At 57.0% G+C, this 19,077-nt stretch carries 20 protein-coding genes; 14 read left to right on the top strand and 6 right to left on the bottom strand.

Annotation, left to right across the window (positions count from 1 at the left end):
- Positions 1-4 precede the first annotated feature (4 nt).
- The 4 genes from R3C98_RS16370 to R3C98_RS16355 all read right to left on the bottom strand — a co-directional run bounded on the left by R3C98_RS16370 (position 5) and on the right by R3C98_RS16355 (position 3,389).
- The gene (locus R3C98_RS16370) at positions 5-694 is read right to left on the bottom strand and encodes a hypothetical protein (protein WP_371315138.1); all 690 of its coding nucleotides are present in this window, start codon (positions 692-694) and stop codon (positions 5-7) included.
- Between the two features lie 252 nt (positions 695-946).
- Positions 947-1,786 carry a cupin domain-containing protein gene (locus R3C98_RS16365; RefSeq protein ID WP_371315137.1) on the bottom strand — a complete coding sequence of 280 codons (840 nt, stop codon included), beginning with the start codon at positions 1,784-1,786 and terminating at the stop codon, positions 947-949.
- Positions 1,787-1,797: 11 nt separating this feature from the next.
- Positions 1,798-2,154 (bottom strand): hypothetical protein, encoded by a 357-nt coding sequence (locus R3C98_RS16360; protein ID WP_371315136.1) that lies wholly within the window; start codon positions 2,152-2,154, stop codon positions 1,798-1,800.
- A 2-nt stretch (positions 2,155-2,156) separates the two neighbouring features.
- Complete coding sequence (locus R3C98_RS16355) at positions 2,157-3,389, bottom strand: methyltransferase domain-containing protein (RefSeq protein WP_371315135.1); 1,233 nt, start codon at positions 3,387-3,389, stop codon at positions 2,157-2,159.
- Between the two features lie 124 nt (positions 3,390-3,513).
- On the opposite strand from R3C98_RS16355, the gene R3C98_RS16350 reads away from it, so the two are divergent.
- The 10 genes from R3C98_RS16350 to R3C98_RS16305 all read left to right on the top strand — a co-directional run bounded on the left by R3C98_RS16350 (position 3,514) and on the right by R3C98_RS16305 (position 11,688).
- The gene (locus tag R3C98_RS16350) at positions 3,514-3,828 is read left to right on the top strand and encodes an REDY-like protein HapK (protein WP_371315134.1); all 315 of its coding nucleotides are present in this window, start codon (positions 3,514-3,516) and stop codon (positions 3,826-3,828) included.
- A gap of 9 nt (positions 3,829-3,837) precedes the next feature.
- The gene (locus R3C98_RS16345) at positions 3,838-4,677 is read left to right on the top strand and encodes an SDR family NAD(P)-dependent oxidoreductase (protein ID WP_371315133.1); all 840 of its coding nucleotides are present in this window, start codon (positions 3,838-3,840) and stop codon (positions 4,675-4,677) included.
- Entirely contained in the window at positions 4,674-5,570 is an 897-nt protein-coding gene (locus R3C98_RS16340; RefSeq protein WP_371315132.1) for a polysaccharide deacetylase family protein, read from the top strand. The genes R3C98_RS16345 and R3C98_RS16340 overlap by 4 nt, the downstream gene beginning before the upstream one ends.
- Before the next feature lie 35 nt (positions 5,571-5,605).
- Positions 5,606-6,184, top strand: a complete 579-nt coding sequence (locus R3C98_RS16335) for a VOC family protein (RefSeq protein ID WP_371315131.1) — start codon at positions 5,606-5,608, stop codon at positions 6,182-6,184.
- A 120-nt stretch (positions 6,185-6,304) separates the two neighbouring features.
- On the top strand, positions 6,305-7,132 hold the full coding sequence (locus R3C98_RS16330; RefSeq protein WP_371315130.1) for a CoA ester lyase: 828 nt from the start codon (positions 6,305-6,307) through the stop codon (positions 7,130-7,132).
- Positions 7,133-7,134: 2 nt separating this feature from the next.
- Positions 7,135-7,656, top strand: coding sequence for a MaoC family dehydratase (locus tag R3C98_RS16325; protein WP_371315129.1), 522 nt, complete (start codon positions 7,135-7,137; stop codon positions 7,654-7,656).
- 11 nt (positions 7,657-7,667) lie between these two features.
- A complete protein-coding gene (locus R3C98_RS16320; protein WP_371315128.1) occupies positions 7,668-8,867 on the top strand; it encodes an acyl-CoA dehydrogenase family protein in 1,200 nt (399 codons plus the stop codon).
- 54 nt (positions 8,868-8,921) lie between these two features.
- On the top strand, positions 8,922-10,073 hold the full coding sequence (locus R3C98_RS16315; protein WP_371315127.1) for a CaiB/BaiF CoA transferase family protein: 1,152 nt from the start codon (positions 8,922-8,924) through the stop codon (positions 10,071-10,073).
- Positions 10,070-11,239, top strand: a complete 1,170-nt coding sequence (locus tag R3C98_RS16310) for a CaiB/BaiF CoA transferase family protein (protein ID WP_371315126.1) — start codon at positions 10,070-10,072, stop codon at positions 11,237-11,239. The genes R3C98_RS16315 and R3C98_RS16310 overlap by 4 nt, the downstream gene beginning before the upstream one ends.
- Complete coding sequence (locus R3C98_RS16305) at positions 11,236-11,688, top strand: hypothetical protein (protein WP_371315125.1); 453 nt, start codon at positions 11,236-11,238, stop codon at positions 11,686-11,688. Before R3C98_RS16310 ends, R3C98_RS16305 begins: the two co-directional genes overlap by 4 nt.
- Here the strand turns inward: R3C98_RS16305 and R3C98_RS16300 are convergent.
- Positions 11,685-12,398, bottom strand: coding sequence for a GntR family transcriptional regulator (locus R3C98_RS16300; protein ID WP_371315124.1), 714 nt, complete (start codon positions 12,396-12,398; stop codon positions 11,685-11,687). The two genes, R3C98_RS16305 and R3C98_RS16300, sit on opposite strands and share 4 nt — an antisense overlap.
- Entirely contained in the window at positions 12,395-13,684 is a 1,290-nt protein-coding gene (locus R3C98_RS16295) for an acetyl-CoA hydrolase/transferase family protein (RefSeq protein ID WP_371315123.1), read from the bottom strand. Before R3C98_RS16295 ends, R3C98_RS16300 begins: the two co-directional genes overlap by 4 nt.
- A 42-nt stretch (positions 13,685-13,726) precedes the next feature.
- Here R3C98_RS16295 and R3C98_RS16290 point away from each other — a divergent pair, with 42 nt between their 5' ends.
- The 4 genes from R3C98_RS16290 to R3C98_RS16275 are packed head-to-tail and all read left to right on the top strand — an operon-like array spanning position 13,727 to position 19,063.
- Positions 13,727-15,004 carry an MmgE/PrpD family protein gene (locus R3C98_RS16290; RefSeq protein ID WP_371315122.1) on the top strand — a complete coding sequence of 426 codons (1,278 nt, stop codon included), beginning with the start codon at positions 13,727-13,729 and terminating at the stop codon, positions 15,002-15,004.
- Positions 15,001-16,395 (top strand): MmgE/PrpD family protein, encoded by a 1,395-nt coding sequence (locus tag R3C98_RS16285; protein WP_371315121.1) that lies wholly within the window; start codon positions 15,001-15,003, stop codon positions 16,393-16,395. The genes R3C98_RS16290 and R3C98_RS16285 overlap by 4 nt, the downstream gene beginning before the upstream one ends.
- The gene (locus R3C98_RS16280; protein WP_371315120.1) at positions 16,392-17,786 is read left to right on the top strand and encodes a phenylacetate--CoA ligase family protein; all 1,395 of its coding nucleotides are present in this window, start codon (positions 16,392-16,394) and stop codon (positions 17,784-17,786) included. Before R3C98_RS16285 ends, R3C98_RS16280 begins: the two co-directional genes overlap by 4 nt.
- The gene (locus R3C98_RS16275; RefSeq protein WP_371315119.1) at positions 17,783-19,063 is read left to right on the top strand and encodes an amidase; all 1,281 of its coding nucleotides are present in this window, start codon (positions 17,783-17,785) and stop codon (positions 19,061-19,063) included. The genes R3C98_RS16280 and R3C98_RS16275 overlap by 4 nt, the downstream gene beginning before the upstream one ends.
- The last annotated feature ends 14 nt before the right edge of the window (positions 19,064-19,077 follow it).

Below are 19,077 nucleotides of genomic sequence, written 5' to 3'. Positions count from 1 at the left end.
TCCATCAGAACGGCTTCACCGCGCCGAAGAAGGCGGTTGTCAGGATCAATATCCAGTAGAGATACGCGATGCCGCGCCCGATGCTGATAGATTTTTCCAGCCGTGTCTCGACCTCTGGGTTTGGTCCTGCCGCAAGCACCGGAAATAGCTTTTGCCATTCGTGCATGACGAGTCGCAGGACGACCCCGATGATCAGCGCCAGGCTATAGGTCAGGATCTTCGCCGCATACCATTTCTGTCCGGTCTCGGCGAGGAAGGGGCCGTGGCCAGACAGTGATGAAAGGGAGATGACAAGCAGTGTCGGGATCAGCAGATAGCGTGTCCAGTCTTCGATACCGGACAGAAGTTTGAAGAGTGGTTTACCACGATTGGCGAATGCGCCCCAAGTGATAGCCATCCATGTAGCCCAGAGTATCCACATTGCGACAAGCCAGCCTCCTCCAAGCGGCTGAACGCCCCAGAGATGGCCCATGTGAAGGCCAAGAGGAAGTAGAGAAATAATGCCGGTGCGCGCCATGATGTCTATCCGGTAGGCCGTATCCATGTGCCGCATGCGTTCTTCGAGCGGAAGTTTCGGGTTCACCACCTTGTAGCTCGTCTGGAAGACGCCCCATTCACCACCGAGCCAGTAAACCATCGCCACAATATGTAGCCAGCGCAGGATCGCCAGTTCGTTGCTTGCCAGAAATTCCATTGGTTTGCCTTCCTCAAAAGTCCCTATTGGTAAAGATATATCATTTGCTGATATTCACTAGAATGCAACTAGGTTAAATTACTTAGGCGGCTTTTGAGTTGGCTGATTATTATCCAACCGCTTGCGGCGAGAACGGCAGTTCTGTTTGGGATGTTTCATGGCCATGAAGCGACGGGGCTGCCATGACGAGGAGATGCCCAGACCGGCTTTCGTGTTGCTGAAGCGTCGTCTTGGCTGAGTAGAGGGCTTTTCTCAGTACCGTGGTGGAGGGGTCCAGGGAGAGCAGGCGAACGCAGCCAGCGATTCCGGAAGGACCGGGTTGTAGGGCGCGTTGAAGGAAAACGGTGCATCGGTCGGAGACCATTGGTTCACGTGCTTTCCACCGAGAAAGCGGATCAGCATGACGCAGCCCCAGCGGGTTCCAAACGGCCCGTGCGCAATGCCCGGTGGGCGCCAGAAATAGGATCCTGGTTCCATTGTGCCATGCGGCCCAGTCAGTGATCCATTGACGGTATAGGCTTCTTCGACAGTCGGATGCGACTCCTGCGGGCCTTTGAGGCCGGGTGGTTCGGAGTGGGGCAGGATCATTGACAAGAATGTGCGTTCTCCGGTTTCGAGATCATTGCGCAAATCCTTGCGAGAGATGCCGAGGTGGGCAAGCTTCGGGTCGTTCAGCGACATGTCCCAAGGCATGTGCAGGGCGTCGACCTTGACGATTTTGCCGCCATCGCCGGGGCCGCCGCGCAAGTTTGGCTGGCCGCTAAAAAAGGTCAGTACGACGGCACCTGCACCGGTCGACATTGTTTTGCGGTTTGCGCCCTTTGGTGCGTAGCCATACGTGTCATGGCCAAATGTTTCACCATTGAGTTCAATCTCGCCATCAAGCACGTAGAACTCTTCATCGACATCAAGGTGTTCGATCGCTTCACGCCGCCAGCCCGGCGGGTAGCGCACGATCGTCGAGCAGCCTCCGGTGGTGGCATCCCGACTAAGAAATTTAAACTCGGCATCAGGCCTAGCATTGCCGGGGCCAATTCTCAGCCAGGGCAGAAGCTGGGCCTGGATGAACTCTGTATGCGGTCGTTCAAGCATTCCAGTCGCCTTCAACTTGCCAATTCATTGGCGACGTCTTCGGATGACAATTCGTCGCCGGCAGCAATTGCTTCGCGGTCCTGCTGCACAACGCGGAGAATGCGGGAAATGAACTCCTGCATCCACAGACCGCGCGCATCAGCTTCGGACTTTGTCGGCTCGAACCCATCGATGGCGGCGGGTGAAACCTTGCCATCGCGTGCAAGCAGGCGCTCGATTGTGTCCATCCGTTCGCGCATCACGCCAACCTCCTGAGCCAGCGCCATCGTAATGTTGAGCAGGCGTTCGGTGTCAGGGCTCTCCAGAAACCAAGGACGTTTGCCCTTGGATTTGGCACCGGCAAGCAGAAGTGGGTCAAGTTTGGTCATGATCAAGCCACCTTCTTTGCGCCGACGACGTGCCAAGCAGCCTTGCGGCCGAAATCTTCGCTTTCATCGTCAGCAGCGTCCGGGAACACATTCTTGTCAATCACGGCCGTGACCCCGTCATGGATCAGTGCATTGGCGCCAAATCCGGAGTCGGCGAGCCAAGCGTCAACATCGACCTCGTGCATCTTGGTCCAGAAGGGTTCATTATTATAAAATGCATCCCAGTCGCGCATGGCCTGCTCATAAAGTGACATCTTGTCGTCATATTGCGGCTGCTCAACGTGCAGGACGATACCGCCCGGTTTTAACAGACGCTGAGTTTCGGCGAAGATCTTTGGCATCGTCTTGTAGCTGGTTTCATGCAGGAACATGGTCGACTGGATCCAGTCGAAACTCTCGGCTTCAAATTGTTTGAGATCGGATACGTCATCCTGAACGAACGTAACATTCTCGATGCCCATTGTTTTGGCGCGCGCGAGGCCATATCGCAACATCGGCGCACCGACATCCACGGCGATAATTTCGGCATCTGGGAATGCTGCGGCAATCGGCAGGACATTATGCCCCATGCCGCAGCCGATATCGAGAATTCGCTTTGGTTTGAAGTCGGGGCCCATATTGCGCTTGACCCATTCGGCCACCGCGACCCCACCGCCGTCATTGTAACGCCCCAGCATACCCCCGGTTGTGGCGAAGATTCCCGCATCATAATTGGCGGGTCCTGTGACATCACCAGGCACCAGTTCAGTGTGATACGAACCAGGCATGCAGTGATGGTCGATCGCCTCGACGCCGCGTGGCAGCTTCATATTTGGATTCAATTTGAGGCGCTTGTCCCCCTTGGTCAGTTCGCCGACCTTGGCGTTCAAAGCCTCTGCCTGGCGGAGGGTGACCCAGCGACCCGCTTGTTGGCGCGACTCCATCGTTGACCGGCGCATCGCCGACCACCATTGCCACATCGGGTCCTTGGTCAGTGCTTGGCGAATCTCATGCCGATCCTTGAACGTGCGGTCGTGCGATTTTTGAAAAGCGGGAGCCACACGTTGCTCGAAGGCCTCACCGACACCCGGCATGACCTGGGTCGACAGATGGCGGTTCATCTGTGCGAGGAAATTAAACCGCGCGATTTCGTCATGGCTTGTCTCAGGATAGACGCCATGGCGGCCGACAACACGGTAATCGGGCGGGCCGTCATAGGCCGGCAAGTCAGGCGCATTATGAGGTGTATCGGGCATGGAATTTTCCTCCGGTCTGCAGGTCAGGCGACCTCGCTTGCAATGTGGTTTCCAAGCGAGGGGTTTCTATTGATTTCAAATGATATACCATTTACAGAGATCATCCATAGGGGAGTCTACTTAAATGAACACCAAGATTGTCGCACTGTTCAACCTTAAACCCGGTATCAGCGCTTCTGACTATGAGGCCTGGGCGAAATCGAAGGATATTCCGACGGTCAATGGACTGAAATCAGTCGATGAGTTTGCCGTGTACAAATCCACTGGCCTGTTGGGATCAGATGGTAAGCCGCCTTACGCCTACATCGAGATCATCGATGTCAACGACATGGATGTTTTCGGCGGTGAAGTTGGCTCGGAAACCATGCAGCGCATCGCGGGCGAGTTCCAAGCAATGGCGGCCGATCTTATTTTTATCCTGACAGACAAGATCGGCTAGGCGCAAGATATGACGAAACGGTTTCAAGGCAAAACGGCAGTCATTACTGGTTCAGGGCGGCGTGGCGGGCTTGGCGAGGCAATTGCGAAACGGCTGGCTGCAGACGGTGCCAATATCGTGATTTCTGATGTCGGCGCGCCGCGTGACAAGGCGACTGGTGCTGACCATATCGGCAGTTCCGATGAAATGGAGACGATTGCACAGGATATGCGCTCGGTCGACGTCAAATCATCGACCTGTGTATGCGATGTTCGCAGTCTCGATGATGTCCGGGCGCTGGCGAAGCATGCGACCGATACGCATGGTAGTCTCGATATCTGGGTAAACAATGCGGGGATCGGCTATATCATGAAGCCGCTGCTAGAGGTGACGGAAGATGACTGGCGCGCTGTTATCGATGTCAATCTCACGGGCTCCTTCTTCGGGGTGAAGGCGGCGGCTGAGACAATGGTGAAGCAGGGCAAGGGCGGACGTATCATCAATATTGCTTCGCAGGCGGCCAAGTCCGGCTTTCCGCACGCGCAGGCTTATACTTCGTCCAAGCACGGGCTGGTGGGGCTGGCACGGTCGGCTGCCATAGAGCTTGGCAGCCAAGGCATTACCGTCAACAATGTATGCCCCAACCATGTCACGACCGGACTCGGTGCCTGGCAGAACGAGTATTTTGCGAAAGTCACCGGCGCCGATTCCGTTGAGGTTTATCTCAAAGCGATGGCGGCGCGCATTCCGATGGGCCGCCCGGGCCTTCCGGAAGACACCGCCAACGCCGTCGCCTGGCTGTGCTCTGACGAGGCCGCCTATATCACAGCTGAGAGCCTGAACGTCTCGGGCGGGGAGGAGCCACATTGAGCCTGAATGAACCTGCACCCAAGAACTTCACCTGGCCGGGCGGCGCAAAGCTTGCTGTGTCGATCGTTGTCAATGTCGAGGAGGGTGCCGAGCGCCGGATCGACGAAGGAGATAAGAGACCGGAACCGGTCGACGAGCTCGGAGCTGTTCCAGGCAAGCCAATCCGTGTGCATGGCAACGAGACCAATTACCAGTACGGCATCAATCGCGGCGCTCCGCGCGTCCTCAAGCTTTTGGACGCGGCGGGCATGCCTGCCACCTGGACGGTCTGCGGACAAGCGCTAGAGAAGGCACCTTGGCTGGCAAAGGCCATTGTCGCGCGCGGCGACGAACCCTGCAATCATGGATATAAATGGCTTTTCTCTGCTTTCATGGACGAGGCTCAGGAGCGAGAGTTCATCGCGCGCGGCACTGCCAGCATTGAGGCGACCTGCGGGCGCCGCCCTAGCGGCTGGCTGTCGCGTTACCTGCACACCGACAGCACCCGTCGCCTGCTGGTCGAGCAGGGCTATTCTTATCATATGGACGACTATTCGAACGATTTTCCATATTGGGACAAGGTCGACATGAGAGACGGCAGCACCAAGCCAATGGTGATCATGCCTTACGCCATCGATTCCAATGACATGAAGTTTTGGCTGGCCCCCGCTTTCACGCCCGACATGTGGTTCGACTACGCGCGCCGTACGTTCCTTTGGCTACTCGAGGAGTCGCAGACAGAGGGTGCGCGCATGATGTCGCTCGGTCTGCACCTGCGCATCATCGGTCGTCCGGGACGAATCGCCGCCTTTTCCGATTTCCTGAACTTGCTCGGTTCACACAAGGATATCTGGGTGGCAACGCGCGAAGACATCGCTGCCTATTTCGCCGAGCACGTGAAGCCACCCGCTTGAAAGCGCGCGGCAATAGCACACGAAGGAGATTTTTATTGAAACATTTCATTCTTTCAGCCCTGGCAGTGCTGGCGCTATCAGCATGCGCCACGCCGACCGCTCGGTCGCCTGAAGTACAACTGTCAGCCGCCAATCCGATCGATTTGCGCCGAACGACCTTGGTGGTGCGTGATATTGACAAATCATTGGCGCTTTACCGCGATGCACTCGGCATGACAGTCGCCTATGATCAAGAGCTGACCTCGCCGGGGTTGTCAGATCGTGCGGGCGACGACGGCCAGAATCGGTCCCGACTGGTGCTGCTCAAAGCGAACAATGACTTTATTGGTATGCTCGGGCTTTGGCAGTTCCTCGACCAGACTGCAGCCGACAAGGCCTCACCGCACAAAGCGGATTTTACCCCTGGCCAAATCGTCCTCTTGTTTAATTCAAAGAACCTTGACTCAACGTTCAGCCGAGCTGCCGCCGTGCCCGGCGTCACCGCATTCGAACAGCCTCATGAGCGCCGCTATCCGTCACCCCAGGGAGATATCGTGGTGCGGGTGTCCATGCTGACTGACAATGACGGCCACACGATTGAACTCAATCAGCTCCTATCCGATCCGCGAAAATAATCTCAAATCGAAAATGGTCGGTCGCTCATTTTCTCGCAGAAAATGCCATGACAGACCTGACCCGCGCGTTGACGTCATTGTCTGACCCATGCTAAATGTCCGGACAAATTCGGGTGCGCAATGATTCAGATATTTCGATCTCTTCTGTTTGTTCCGGGCGCACGCCCGGAACGGTTTGACAAAGCCGTCGGTACCGATGCTGACACGATCATTATTGATCTTGAAGATGCTGTTCTTCCGGACCAAAAGGATACCGCGCGTGCTGCGGCCCTCAGCTGGTTAGGTGCGCGCAAAGCCGGAGCGATTGCGGGCCTGCGCATCAATTCACCGCGCTCCGCCGACGGTTGCGCCGATATCGCTGCGCTCGCAGCAGGCGGCGTGTTGCCGGATTTCATCATGGTTCCGAAAGCCGAAACCAGCATTGACATGGAAATCGTCCGCGAAGCGCTTGGCTTGTCGCTACCATTGATGGCGGTCATTGAAAGCGGTCGTGCGCTTGGCAATGCGTACGATGTTGCAGGAAAGGCTGATGGCGGTGTGTTGTTTGGCGGTGCTGATTTTTCGGCGAGCCTTGGCGCAGACCTTGCGAATTGGGATGCAATGCTGACGGCACGCGGCACCATCGCTGCGGCTTGTGCTGCGGCCGGCGTGCCTGCCTATGATGTGCCGTTTCTGGACGTCAAGGACGAAGCCGGTCTGATCGTTTCAACAGGACGCGCAAAGCTGATGGGATTTTCCGGTCGGGCCTGCATTCATCCCTCCCAAGTGGATCCGGTTAACGGTGTCTTCTCGCCGAGCGAAGCCGAATTCGAAGACGCGCGCGCGATCATCAAATCGCTGGCAGATTCTGGTGGCGGCGCCGTGCTTCACAAGGGGAAACTCGTCGATCGCCCGGTTATCCTGGCGGCGCAAAGAACACTGGCTAAGGCCGGCAAACAGGAGAAATAGACATGGTTCAGAATTGGAAAGAAATTGGTCCGAACCGCTATCGCGAGACGTTCGGACGCTATTTCGAGGATTTTCACGAAGGCGATATCTATGAGCATCGCCCTGGCAAAACCGTCACAGAATATGACAATCATCTATTCACGCTTCTGACTCTGAACACCCATCCGATGCACTTCGATGCAGAATTCGCCAAGGCGAGCGAATTCAAGAAGAACTTGGTCGTGTCGCCTTACACTCTGGCATTGCTTATCGGCATGAGCGTCACGGATACGAGCCAGAAGGCGATTGCCAATCTCGGTATGGATGAAGTGAAGTTTACTGCGCCGGTGTTTGCCGGCGACACGATTTATGGCGAGAGCGAAGTGCTCGCCAAACGCGAGAGCAAATCGCGCCCCGGTCAGGGCATCGTCACCATTGTGACGCGTGGTTTTAATCAAAACGGCGAGATGATCTGCACCTTCAAGCGTAACATGCTTATTCCGGCCAAAGGCCACGCTGTCGAAGACAAGGTTGATTTCTACTAGGAGCACTGAAAATGCCAGATACAGCACATATGAAGGCCGAAGCAGCTGAGCAAGAAGTCATCATGCTTGATGCCATCGACAAATGGATCGAGCAGAAGGTCAGGCCGGTCGCCATGCAATTGGAGCATGACAATGAATATCCCCATGCCCTCGTGGAGGATATGAAGGAAATGGGTCTGTTCGGCGCGTTGATCGATGAAGAGTTTGGCGGCCTTGGGCTGACAGCCAGCACGTATGCTAAGATCGTGATCCGCATCGCCGAAGAGTGGATGAGCCTGACCGGTATCTTTAACTCACATCTGATGATGGCGCAGATTGTCCAACGCTTTGGGACTCAAAAGCAAAAAGAATATTGGCTGCCGAAGTTCGCGACTGGGGAGATCCGCGGCGGTCTCGCGCTGACCGAACCAAACGCTGGCACTGATCTTCAGGCACTTACTACCAAAGCCACCCGCAAGGGCGACAAATATGTGGTCGAGGGCGCAAAAACCTGGATTTCAAACGCAATTGAAGGGCATTGCGTCGCACTGCTGTGCAAGACCGATACGAGCGTCACCCCGCGCTACAAGGGTATGTCAATCCTCATTACACAGACAAAAAATCCGAAAACGCGGGAAGACTTTGCCGGTGTAAGTAATGGCAATAAGCTGGAAAAACTCGGCTACAAGGGCATCGACAGCGGTGAGCTGGTCTACACTGGGTATGAGTGTGACGCCGAGCTTTGCCTGATTGGGGGCAAGGAAGGTGAGGGCTTCTTTATGGCCACTGGCGGTCTTGAGATCGGTCGCATCAATATCGCTGCCCGTTCGGTTGGTATCGCCCGCCGTGCGTTGAGAGAGTCAGTTGCTTATTCGCAAACTCGCAAGACGATGGGCAAGCCGATCTGTGAACATCAGGCCATCCAACTCAAGCTTGGCGAGATGGCAGCGAAGACCCGAGCAGCTGAACTGCTCGTGGAAGACGCCGCTCGCGCCTATGACACGGGTTCTCGCATCGACCTGGAAGCTGGCATGGCGAAATATTTCGCCTCTGAAACTGCGCTCGAAGTGGCCACTGAAGCGATGCGTATTCATGGCGGATATGGTTATTCAAAAGAGTATGTAATCGAACGGCTGTACCGCGATGCGCCGCTGATGTGCATCGGCGAAGGCACCAATGAAATGCAACGCATCATCATTGCCAAGCAATTGGTCAAGCGCAACCCGGTCTGACGCGCTCGACAAATCGGCGACTGCAAAGCTTCACTCAGGAAGAGGACTTCTTTCTTGGCAATCAAACCTAATCTTCCGCTCGCGGGTCTGCGCGTACTGTCGATCGAACAGTACGGAGCAGGACCCTACGGCACGATGCTTCTGGCCCATCTCGGCGCAGAAGTGATCAAGATCGAAGACCCGGCGCGCGGCGGCGATATCTCGCGTTCGGTTGGTCCGTACATGCTCGGCAAGGCTGATAGCGAGTTTTTTCAAACCTTCAGCCTTGGCAAGAAGTCGGTCGCGCTCGATCTGAAATCGGTGGATGGTCGCTCCGCGTTCGAGAAACTGGTCAAATCCGCCGATGCGGTTGCCAACAATCTTCGCGGCGACCAACCAGGTAAACTGCAACTCACCTATGATGATCTGAAAGCTGTCAACCCGAAAATCGTCTGCGCACACCTGTCTGCTTATGGCCGCAAATCCGAGCGCGCCGACTGGCCGGGTTATGATTATCTGATGCAAGCTGAAGCCGGGTTCATGTCAATGACAGGCGAGCCGGATGGTCCACCAGTGCGATTTGGCCTGTCGATGGTCGATTTTCACACTGGAAGCCAGATGGCGCTCGGTCTTGTAGCCGCAGTGCTCGGCGCGCAGCGCACGGGGGAGGGGTGTGACGTGGATGTCTGCCTGTTTGACACTGCGCTGCATCAGCTTTCGTATCCGGCGACGTGGTACCTCAACCAGGGCCATGTCACTGGGCGACTTCCCCGCGGCAGCCATCCGACAATTACACCGTCGCAGCTTGTGAAGACCAGGGACGGGTGGGGTTTGCTGATGTGTCAGACACCAAAGTTCTGGACGCTTTGGTGTGACATTGCCGGGGCCGAACACCTGGCAAAAGATAAGCGGTTCGAGGATATTCCGTCCCGTCGCGAACACCTCGCGGCACTCACTGATGCGGTTGACGCGGTGATGTCTAAGGACACGACGGACAATTGGATGAAACGTCTTGGCGGCCACGTTCCCTTTGCGCCGGTTCTGGACATCAAGACCGCGCTCGACTCCAGCTATGTCGCTCATGTTGAAATGACGCAGCGGGTCGATCATCCGGACGCAAAACAAGGCGTTCGCGTCCTGTCCTCTCCCTTCCGTCTCGATGGTGAACGCCCCACCCAGACACGCGCCCCGAAGCTCGGCGAACACACCGGCGACCTCGTGAAATGAAACTGCAGGGCCTGAAAGTCTTAGATCTGTCGGCGTTCCTGCCGGGTCCGCATATGACGATGATGATGGCCGATCATGGCGCCGATGTGATTATGATCGAGCCCGCGAACGGATTGGGCGAGCCGGTCCGCGAGATTGGTGAGAAGACATCTGACGGCGTCTCAGTCTGGTTGCGCAATGTCTCGCGTGGCAAGCGCAGCCTAAAACTGGATTTGAAAGATCAAGATGGAAGAGCATTGTTCCTGAGACTGGTGGAGAGCGCGGACGTCATGGTTGAGGCGTTCCGGCCCGGCGTTGTGAAGCGACTTGGGGTCGATTATGAAACCATTTCCGCCATCAATCCACGCGTGGTTTACTGCTCGATCTCTGCCTTTGGGCAGGAGAGTTCTTTGGCGCACAAACCAGCCCATGACCTGACCGTGCAGGGGATGGCGGGACTTGTCGACTTGAACCGTGGTCTGACTGACAACAAACCTTCATTGCCAAGCATTCCTTTTGCGGACGCTGCGGCCTCCATGATGGCATTGTCGGCGATCCTGATGGCGCTTTACCGCCGCCACGAGACGGGTAAAGGAGATTATATTGATTTGGCGATGTTCGACGCCGCAATCGCCTGGACTCCAAATGTGCTCGGTCCTACTTTCGCGGAGGACCGCGCGCCAACGCCGAAGGACATGCGCAGTTTCGGCGGCAGCGCTATGTATAATCTCTACGAAACATCAGATGCGGCACATCTCATTCTTGGTGGGTCGGAAGCGAAATTTGCAGCCAACCTCCTCAATGCGCTCGGTCGACCAGACCTGCTGCAATATGCCAGAGTTCCACCGGGACCGGAACAAGCGCCGCTGCGCGCATTCTTCGAAGAGACATTTGCCGGTCAATCTCTGGCATATTGGCAAAGCTTTTTGTCGCAGGTCGATTGCTGCTGGAGCTGGGCGCGTAGTCTCAAGGAGACATTTGACGATCCGTTCACGGCCGAGCGCGGAATGGTGTTTACGGATGCGAGCGGCAATCGTCATGTTGGCCCGCCAATTCGGTTTCGAGATGAGCCTCCCGAGCCTGAGCCGCGCGTGCCCACTTATGGCGAGGACAGCGCTGAGATTGCGGCTGAGGCAGGGCTTGATGTCGAGGCGATTGCGACGCTCATCGCGAAAGGCGCAATTTGAGCCATTATCCGAAAGATCTGTTTCCAGCAACGCGCGCGCATGAAGGCGTGTGGGAAGGCACGTACACGCATCTCGATGCGCTGGCGCAGATTGAAGACCAGCATGCCTCCCGCGTTATCTGCTCATTCCCTGATGATGGTAGCGAAGTCTATTATCGTCAGGGAATCACATTCACCTGGGCAGATGGTCGAGTTCGTGAAGATATGTTCGAAGGTGTGCCATCAGGCGATGCGCTCTGGTATGATACGCCGACCTTCCATGGCAAAAGCTGGGAAACAAAAGACGGTTTACTCTTACTCAATCTTGACCGCAAGGATGAGCCCGGCGCGAGCTTTTTCGAGATTATTGCAATGGGGGCCGGCGGCAAGCATCGCGCTCGGACTTGGCACTGGTTTCGCGACGGCAAGTTATATCGGCGCACGCTTTGCGACGAGACGCGGATTGGCTAACGTGATCGGTCGAGCCGCATTTCGTAAGCGAACCTACCGGCCGGGTGAAGGCTTTCAGACAAGAGAATGATGCGTTCGCTTGCGTCACGGTAGCGACGGATCGTGCGCAAGGCCGGGAACCCGGTATTGACTCCAAGTCGCTTTGCCTGACTGGCATCAAGTGCGACAGCTTCCATGCGTTGAACCACGCGGGCAACCGCGACGCCATGGGTCTGTTCGATCCATTCCGACACTGATGTTTCGAGTCCATGGATGATGTCGTCGGTGGGCGCCAGCTTTTTGGGAATATAGATCGCAGTGATCGCAATGGGTGGCTTCCCGTCGACCGTCCGTAAGCCGATGTATTGTTGGTATTTTCCTGTTAGACCGGTGCGATCGAGCGCCTCCTGATCAGCGGGAGCCGAACTGGTCAGTACAAAATGTGCGTTACGGGCATATTGCAGGATCGCTTCAAAGTCTCCGATAGGCTGTTCGAAGGTAGGGGCTGAAATCTGCGCGACGACAGTACCGGAACCGCGCTTTCGCTCGATCAGCTTGTCATCGGTGAGAAGTCGCATGGCTTCGCGTGCGGTATGGCGCGAAATGTTGTGTATTTCGCACAATTCCAGCTCAGTCTTTAACTGATCACCGGGTTTCAACCGGCCGGACGTGATTTCTGCACGCAGCGCATTTGCAAGTATCCGGTAGCGCGGCAAAGCAGGCTTGCTCACATCGATTTCCTCATCCTGTCCCATTCAGCAGACAAGCTAGCGCGAAAGGCGGGATCCGCAATGGCGATTAGCGCATCGGCGCGCGCATCGAGTGATTTTCCGCGTAGGTCGGCAATCCCATGTTCGGTAACAACCAGGCCCATATCGGCGCGGGCTATGCTGGTTGCATCGGCCGGAAGGCGTGCGACGATACGGCTGAGGCTGCCTTTGTGCGCGGTCGAGGGCAGCGCGGTGATCGCCATGCCGGCTTTGGCAATAGCGGCCCCGCGCAGGAAATCAACGAGCCCCCCTGTGCCGGAAACCTGTTTAGCGCCAATAAACTCTGCATTTGCCTGCCCGAACAGGTCGACTTCGAGAATTGAATTGATCGCCTTGAGTTGGGGTATAGCACATAGGGTCGAGATCGCGTGCGTGAGCGAAACGGGGCGAAAAGCGATACGACCGTCGTGGGCAACTTGCTGATAAAGCGGCCGGGTTCCGATCGCGACACCGGTGGTGATGCGGTTGATCACGTCGTTTTCCAAAAGCGGCAGGATGGCATCGGAAATCATCCCCGCATGGATCGACAGATTGCGATGACTACCAAGTTGTTCGAGCACAGCTTGTTGCACATTTCCGATACCAAATTGCAATGTGTCACGATTGTTCACGAGGCCAGCGATATTGACTGCTATCTGTTTGAACGTGTCCGGCAAGTCGGTCGGCGCAACCTCGATCAGCGGCGTATGGGCCTCGGCAACGATCTGGAATCTCGACAGGTCAATGCGCGGACTGTCTGGCGGGCTTGGCATGGCCGGATTGATCAATGCAACGGCCGTGACATCCGATCTCGAAAGCGGCGCGCCCGAAAAATCAGCCGAAACACCGAGGCTGACCTTTCCGTCTGGACCCGGCGGTGAAACCATTACAATTGCAGCATCAAGCGGCGTCGTCTCCAGCCATGGCCAAGCCTGCGTGTAGGTCAAGGGTATGAACGCGGTCTTGCGGGATTCGAAGCTGGGGCGCAGGTCAGGTGAGAGGAAGATGCTTTCAGCGCGTGCGGTCTCATGAAGGCTCGCCCAGTCCGTGCGATTCACTCCGGGTATCCATATGCCCAAAAACGTCACATCTTTTGCGAGATCTGGAACGGTGCGAAAGGCATCAGCGATCGCGATTGGCTCGCCGCTGCAACCAGCGACATATAGGCGCGCCGGTCCGGGATGGCGCTGCCGCAATTGCGTCAGGGCTTGGATTGGAGAAAGTGGCGGCAAAAAAACGCTCCCTTTATGACTGATTGCGGCTTTCAATCACCGTTGCTTGCGTGTTAAACCCACCATATGTCCGGACAAATGAAGACGCAAACTTTGATTCAGGCATTGGCGGCGCGCCTTGCGCTTCCAGTGCGTAACGCTGATCGTAAACGCGCCCGCCTGCACGTGCTTGATTGGGCCGGTTGCGCCATCGCCGGCGCGCGCGAGCCGGCCGGTCGCATCCTGCACGACACCAGCGAAGCTGGTTCTGCTGCTACAGCGTTTCTCTGGGGCGGGCTGGGCAATATTCTGGAAATGGACGATGTCGACAAACGCGCCATCCTTCATCCTGGGCCAAGCATCATTCCAGCCGTACTCGCTCTGTCGGGAGGGGCGGAAGATGCTGATATTCTGGATGCCGTCGTACGCGGATATGAGGCGACGATCCGACTCGGTCGGGCGACAGGTGCAGGTCACTACGCGATTTGGCACTCAACTGGAACCTGCGGCGCGATTGGCGCGGCAGCGGCGTGCGCATCGTTGTTGAAGCTGCCGGAAAAACAGGTCGCCCACGCGCTCGCATTGGCGCTCAGTCAGTCAGCCGGTCTCTGGCAGACCCGGCACGAACCGGGCAGCATGGGTAAGCAATTACACACCGCTAACGCCGCGCGCGCCGGCGTTGAATCAGCGCGCCTCGCCGCGAACGGGTTTGCCGGACCCTTGTCCCTTCTCGAAGGCCAGCAGGGATTCTTCGCCGCTATGTGTCCCGGCGCTGATCCTGAAAACGTGCTCGCAGATTATGGACCAAACTGGCTCATCCATCAGGTGAGTTTCAAATTTTGGCCAGCTTGCCGCCATGCGCATGCTGCCATTGACGCCGCGCTCGAGGCGGCTGGCGGTGTCGATCTTTCGTCGATTCAAAAAGTCCGCGTTCAGACCTATGCCGATGCGATCAAGTTCTGCGACAAACCCAATCCTAAAACCGTGATTGAAGCGAAGTTTTCATTGCAGCATGCCGTGGCCGTGGTGATCGCGCGCGGGGCGCCGGGGCTGAGTGATTTTTCGAGCGAAGCAATTGATGATCCGGTACTCGCGAATTTGCGGAGCAAGATCGAGGTATCTGAAGGTGCCAGATATACTGCAGCCTATCCGGCACATTTCGGCTCTTCTGTTCAGATCGATGCGGATGATCCGGTCCTGGTCGAGGATGCCTGGGGCGATCCGGAGCATCCGATCAGTGAAGATGATCTTGTCGCCAAGGCCGAAGCGCTCATGGAAGTTGGCGGCGCAAGCTCCGAGCAGATTTCCTCTGTGTTGAAGGCCGCCGGGTCCGATACGGGCACGCTTATCGGATACTTGAGGGAGATCGCCCTGTGAGCGATGCTGTATCGGCCTTTGTTGCCCACGGGCTCGGCGCACACTACGCGGATCTGCCGCAGTCTGCGCGCGCCGCCGTGCGCACTTTCCTTCTGGACTCCCTTGGTGTGGGAATTGCGGGCGCCGCCGCGCCGCTGACACAGCCGATCCGGCAGGTCACGCAAAAATGGACTGGATCCGGCGTGCCGGGCCGGGCTGCGCATGTTTGGGGCGAGGGGAGTTTTGCGACCACACCGGCGAGTGCCGCCTTTATCAATGGGTTTCAAATCCACTGTCAGGAGTTTGACTGCGTTCACGAAAAAGCAGTGGTCCATCCGCTCGCGACGATACTCGCCGCCCTGATGGCAGACATCGAAGGATATGAGGGCAAAGTCAGCGGGCAAGACCTCGCCATGGCGCTCGTCGTGGCCGTCGATCTGGCTGCAGGGATGGGCGTTGCAGTCTCCAGCCCGATACGGTTCTTTCGCCCAGCCAATGCCGGCTTGTTCGGTGCAACACTGGGTATCGCGCGCCTCCGCAGATTTACCGAAGAACAGACCAAGGACGCGTTGGGGTATGCGCTCTCTTTCTGCTCGGGAACCATGCAGGCGCATGTCGAAGGCAAACCTGCACTGCCGGTACAGATCGCCGCGGCTGCACGCGGCGCGATTCTAGCCTGTGACCTTGCCGAGGCTGGAATGACTGGACCCCATGACAGCCTTGAAGGCCCGTACGGATATTTTGCGTTGTTTGAAACGGATTATGATCTTGCGCCAGTTATTGCCAGCCTCGGTTCGGTCTGGCGCATCGCAGAAGTCAGCCACAAGCCGTTTCCAACAGGCCGCGCGTGTCAGGGCGGCATCGTCCTGATGCAGAAACTGTCAGCGCTCGGTGTCACCGCCGCCAATGTGAAGACCATCACGTTGACCGCGCCGCCGTTAATTCACCGCCTCGTCGGTCGCTCGATCACCACAGACATGACAGCTAATTATGCCAGGCTCTGTTTCCAGTATGCCGGAGCGGTCGCATTGCGACAGGAAAGCGTCGGACTTGGCAGTTTTGGCGAAGGGGCGCTGCGTGATGACAGCACACTGGCGCTTGGCCGGAAGATCCGTGTGATCGATGACGGAACGAAAGATCCGGCCGCATTTGTGCCACAGATCGCGATTGCCACGCTGGTTGACGGTACGAAGGTCGAGGCGCGGATTGATCGATTGTTTGGGTCACCTGCAGAGCCGCTGAGTCCCGCGCAGAATGTTTCCAAGTTTCGTGACTGCGCGGCGTTCGGTTTTGGCGCACCCCGCACATCACTCGAAAACAAACTTATTACCCTGACTGAAACTCTCGAAACATTGGACGATGCGGCAATCCTCGCGCGCCTCGCTGCCGGAATGGAGACGAACCCTACATGACCCAAGATCACAACACATATTTCAACACGGTTGACTGGGCTCAGCTTCAGAAAGACCACCCCATCGGCGATGCATTCGTGACGTTTGCAAAAAAGAGCAAAGACGAGATCCGCGCTCACCAGGAAAAGCTATTCGCACGGTGCGTTGCACGCGCCTGGCAGATTCCCTTCTACCAGCGCCTGTGGGGCGACGCAGGCGTGAAGCCTGGCGACATCAAAGGTCTCGAAACGCTGCCTTCTTTGCCGATGTTCGACAAGCAAGACATCATGGCCTCAATTGCGCTGAAGCCTCCGTTCGGGGATTTCGGCGGAATCGACAGTATGAAAGGTGGTCGTCCGCCGATTATCATGCACACCACGTCCGGCACGACCGGCACGCCGCAGGTCCTGCTGTTTGGCGCAAAATCACGCGAGGCGCAGAACCTGCTGCTCGGTCGGCTGTATCGCTTTCAGGGACTCCGGCCAGATGACGTTGTGCACTCTGTCTACGGTCACGGCATGATCAATGGTGGCCACTATGTGCGCGAAGCCGTGACGCACTGGTCGAGTGCGATCTTCATGTCGGCGGGCACAGGTATCGAGACACGGTCGGCGCGGCAGGTCGAACTGATGCGTGATTTTGGCGCCACCGTCATTGTCGGCTTCGCTGACTATATCAAAAAACTGGCGCGTGTCGCGATCGAGCAGGGAATTGACCCGGTCAAAGATCTGAAAATCCGCATGATTTCGGGCCATCTTGGCCGCGAAGACAAGCAGGCCCTGTCTGACAGTTGGGGCGGGGTCGATTGTTTCGATTGGTATGGCGTAGGGGATACGGGCTGTATTGCGGGCGAAGGTCCAGACCGGGATGGTCTCTACGTGATGGATGATGCTCAGTATCTTGAAGTGTGCGGCATCGAAGATGGCAAGCCGGTTGCGGATGGTCAGGAAGGTGACATGGTTTGTACCTGTCTGTTCAAGGACGATATCTACCCGATCATCCGGTTTAACACCCATGATGTCACAAGGTTTCGAACCGACACCTCTTCGATTGGCATTAATTTCAAGCGCATTGAAGGCTTCCTTGGTCGGTCAGACAATATGGTCAAGATCCGCGGCATCAACATCTTCCCGCAAGCGATGGGTCCATTGCTTGAAGAAATCGATTCGTTCGCAGGAGAGTTCATTTGCAAGGCGGTGCGCGATGGGTCCGGCCGTGATGATTTTATCGTCTGCGCGGAAGTGAATGGCGATACCGGCGCAGGCGAAGTTGCCAAGTACAAGGCGCTGCTCAAGCAGAAGATAGGCATCGATTGCGGAATTGAATTGAGCGGGCCAGGCGCGTTGGCGGATCTGACACAGACCGAACAACGTCAAAAGCCGATCCGCTTGATCGACGAGCGCTTCGCATGATGCCTGTGCAGCGGTTCGCGCACTATGCCGAACGAATTGAGCGTCACGATGCGAAGCTTGGCGCGTTTCTAAATCTGCGTCTCACGCAGGCCGAAGCCGAGGCGCGAGCAAGTCAGGTCCGGATCACACGCGGCGGGCGCCTGTCGGCGATCGATGGCTGGTGTATAGGCGTAAAGGCAAATATTGCCGTGGCGGGCCTGCCACATCATGCCGGGATCGCGGCGTATCGCGATGTGATTGCGGCTGAAGATTCCGACGTGGTTGCGCGGTTGAAACGTGCCGGTGCGGTCATCCTCGGCAGCCTTAATATGCATGAGGGTGCGCTGGGTGCGACGACGGACAATCCGGCCTTCGGGCGCACGCAAAATCCATGGCGACACGGTTTTACGCCGGGTGGCTCGTCAGGTGGGTCAGGCGCAGCGGTTGCAGCAGGGCTCTGTGATGCCGCGCTCGGGTCCGACACGATGGGTTCGGTGCGTATTCCGTCGGCCTATTGCGGGGTCTACGGTCATAAGCCGACGACCGGCGTCGTTTCAAATAGCGGCGTTCTGGCGCTATCACACACGCTCGACCATGTCGGTCCGCATGCCAGACACGTTGGCGACCTGGTTGCATTGCTCGAAGCGATGAGTGGGAAGGTGATGACAAGCAACCCGGTTGATTTGAAAGCATTGCGCATAGGGGTCTGGGACGGAAATGGTGCGGTCGGGCTTGAAACCGCCGTCGCGAATGGGTTTCAAGCGGCCATCGCGAAACTCGAGTTGAGCGGCGCGACATTGGTCCCCGTGTCACCGCCCGTCTACGATTATGGCAAGGCCCGCCGCGCGGGCCTGCTGATTTCCGAGGTTGAAGGTGCCGAGATTCACGCGGCGCGGCTAGCAAGCAACCCCGCAGGGTTCAGCGATGCTTTTCGCGGACTGCTTGAATGGGGCGCGCGCCAACCTCAAGATAAGTGCAAGGCGGCCTATGATCTGATTGCCGAAATCCACGATGCTGCTTCGGGCCTGTTCAAGAAGGTCGATTTTGTCATCGCGCCAACCGCGCCGCAGACAGCTTTTTCCTTCGATGAGACGGCGCCTGCCAATCAGGCCGATTTTACCGCCTGGGCCAATTTCGCGCGGCTGCCTGCAACCGCAGTCTACACCGGCGTCAGTAAGGAGGGCTTACCATTGTCTCTGCAGGTCATCGGCTCTGAAGGTCAAGATGCGAAAACGCTTGCGGTTGCTCAGGCGCTTCAGTCCTTGTTCGGGCACGCGCCTATGCCGGAGGGATTTTAGGCCTGGACCCAAAG

Source organism: Hyphomonas sp. (assembly GCF_041398465.1).
Taxonomy (GTDB): domain Bacteria; phylum Pseudomonadota; class Alphaproteobacteria; order Caulobacterales; family Hyphomonadaceae; genus Hyphomonas.
Note: the sequence above shows the minus strand (reverse complement) of the source record. Positions and strands in the feature narration are given on the sequence as shown.

Coding starts and splice junctions, on each gene's coding strand:
- R3C98_RS16360 (WP_371315136.1), bottom strand. CDS start 2,154: ATGACCAAACTTGACCCACTTCTGCTTGCCGGTGCCAAATCCAAGGGC.
- R3C98_RS16320 (WP_371315128.1), top strand. CDS start 7,668: ATGCCAGATACAGCACATATGAAGGCCGAAGCAGCTGAGCAAGAAGTC.
- R3C98_RS16325 (WP_371315129.1), top strand. CDS start 7,135: ATGGTTCAGAATTGGAAAGAAATTGGTCCGAACCGCTATCGCGAGACG.
- R3C98_RS16370 (WP_371315138.1), bottom strand. CDS start 694: ATGGAATTTCTGGCAAGCAACGAACTGGCGATCCTGCGCTGGCTACAT.
- R3C98_RS16280 (WP_371315120.1), top strand. CDS start 16,392: ATGACCCAAGATCACAACACATATTTCAACACGGTTGACTGGGCTCAG.
- R3C98_RS16290 (WP_371315122.1), top strand. CDS start 13,727: ATGAAGACGCAAACTTTGATTCAGGCATTGGCGGCGCGCCTTGCGCTT.
- R3C98_RS16330 (WP_371315130.1), top strand. CDS start 6,305: ATGATTCAGATATTTCGATCTCTTCTGTTTGTTCCGGGCGCACGCCCG.
- R3C98_RS16275 (WP_371315119.1), top strand. CDS start 17,783: ATGATGCCTGTGCAGCGGTTCGCGCACTATGCCGAACGAATTGAGCGT.
- R3C98_RS16355 (WP_371315135.1), bottom strand. CDS start 3,389: ATGCCCGATACACCTCATAATGCGCCTGACTTGCCGGCCTATGACGGC.
- R3C98_RS16350 (WP_371315134.1), top strand. CDS start 3,514: ATGAACACCAAGATTGTCGCACTGTTCAACCTTAAACCCGGTATCAGC.
- R3C98_RS16345 (WP_371315133.1), top strand. CDS start 3,838: ATGACGAAACGGTTTCAAGGCAAAACGGCAGTCATTACTGGTTCAGGG.
- R3C98_RS16365 (WP_371315137.1), bottom strand. CDS start 1,786: ATGCTTGAACGACCGCATACAGAGTTCATCCAGGCCCAGCTTCTGCCC.
- R3C98_RS16310 (WP_371315126.1), top strand. CDS start 10,070: ATGAAACTGCAGGGCCTGAAAGTCTTAGATCTGTCGGCGTTCCTGCCG.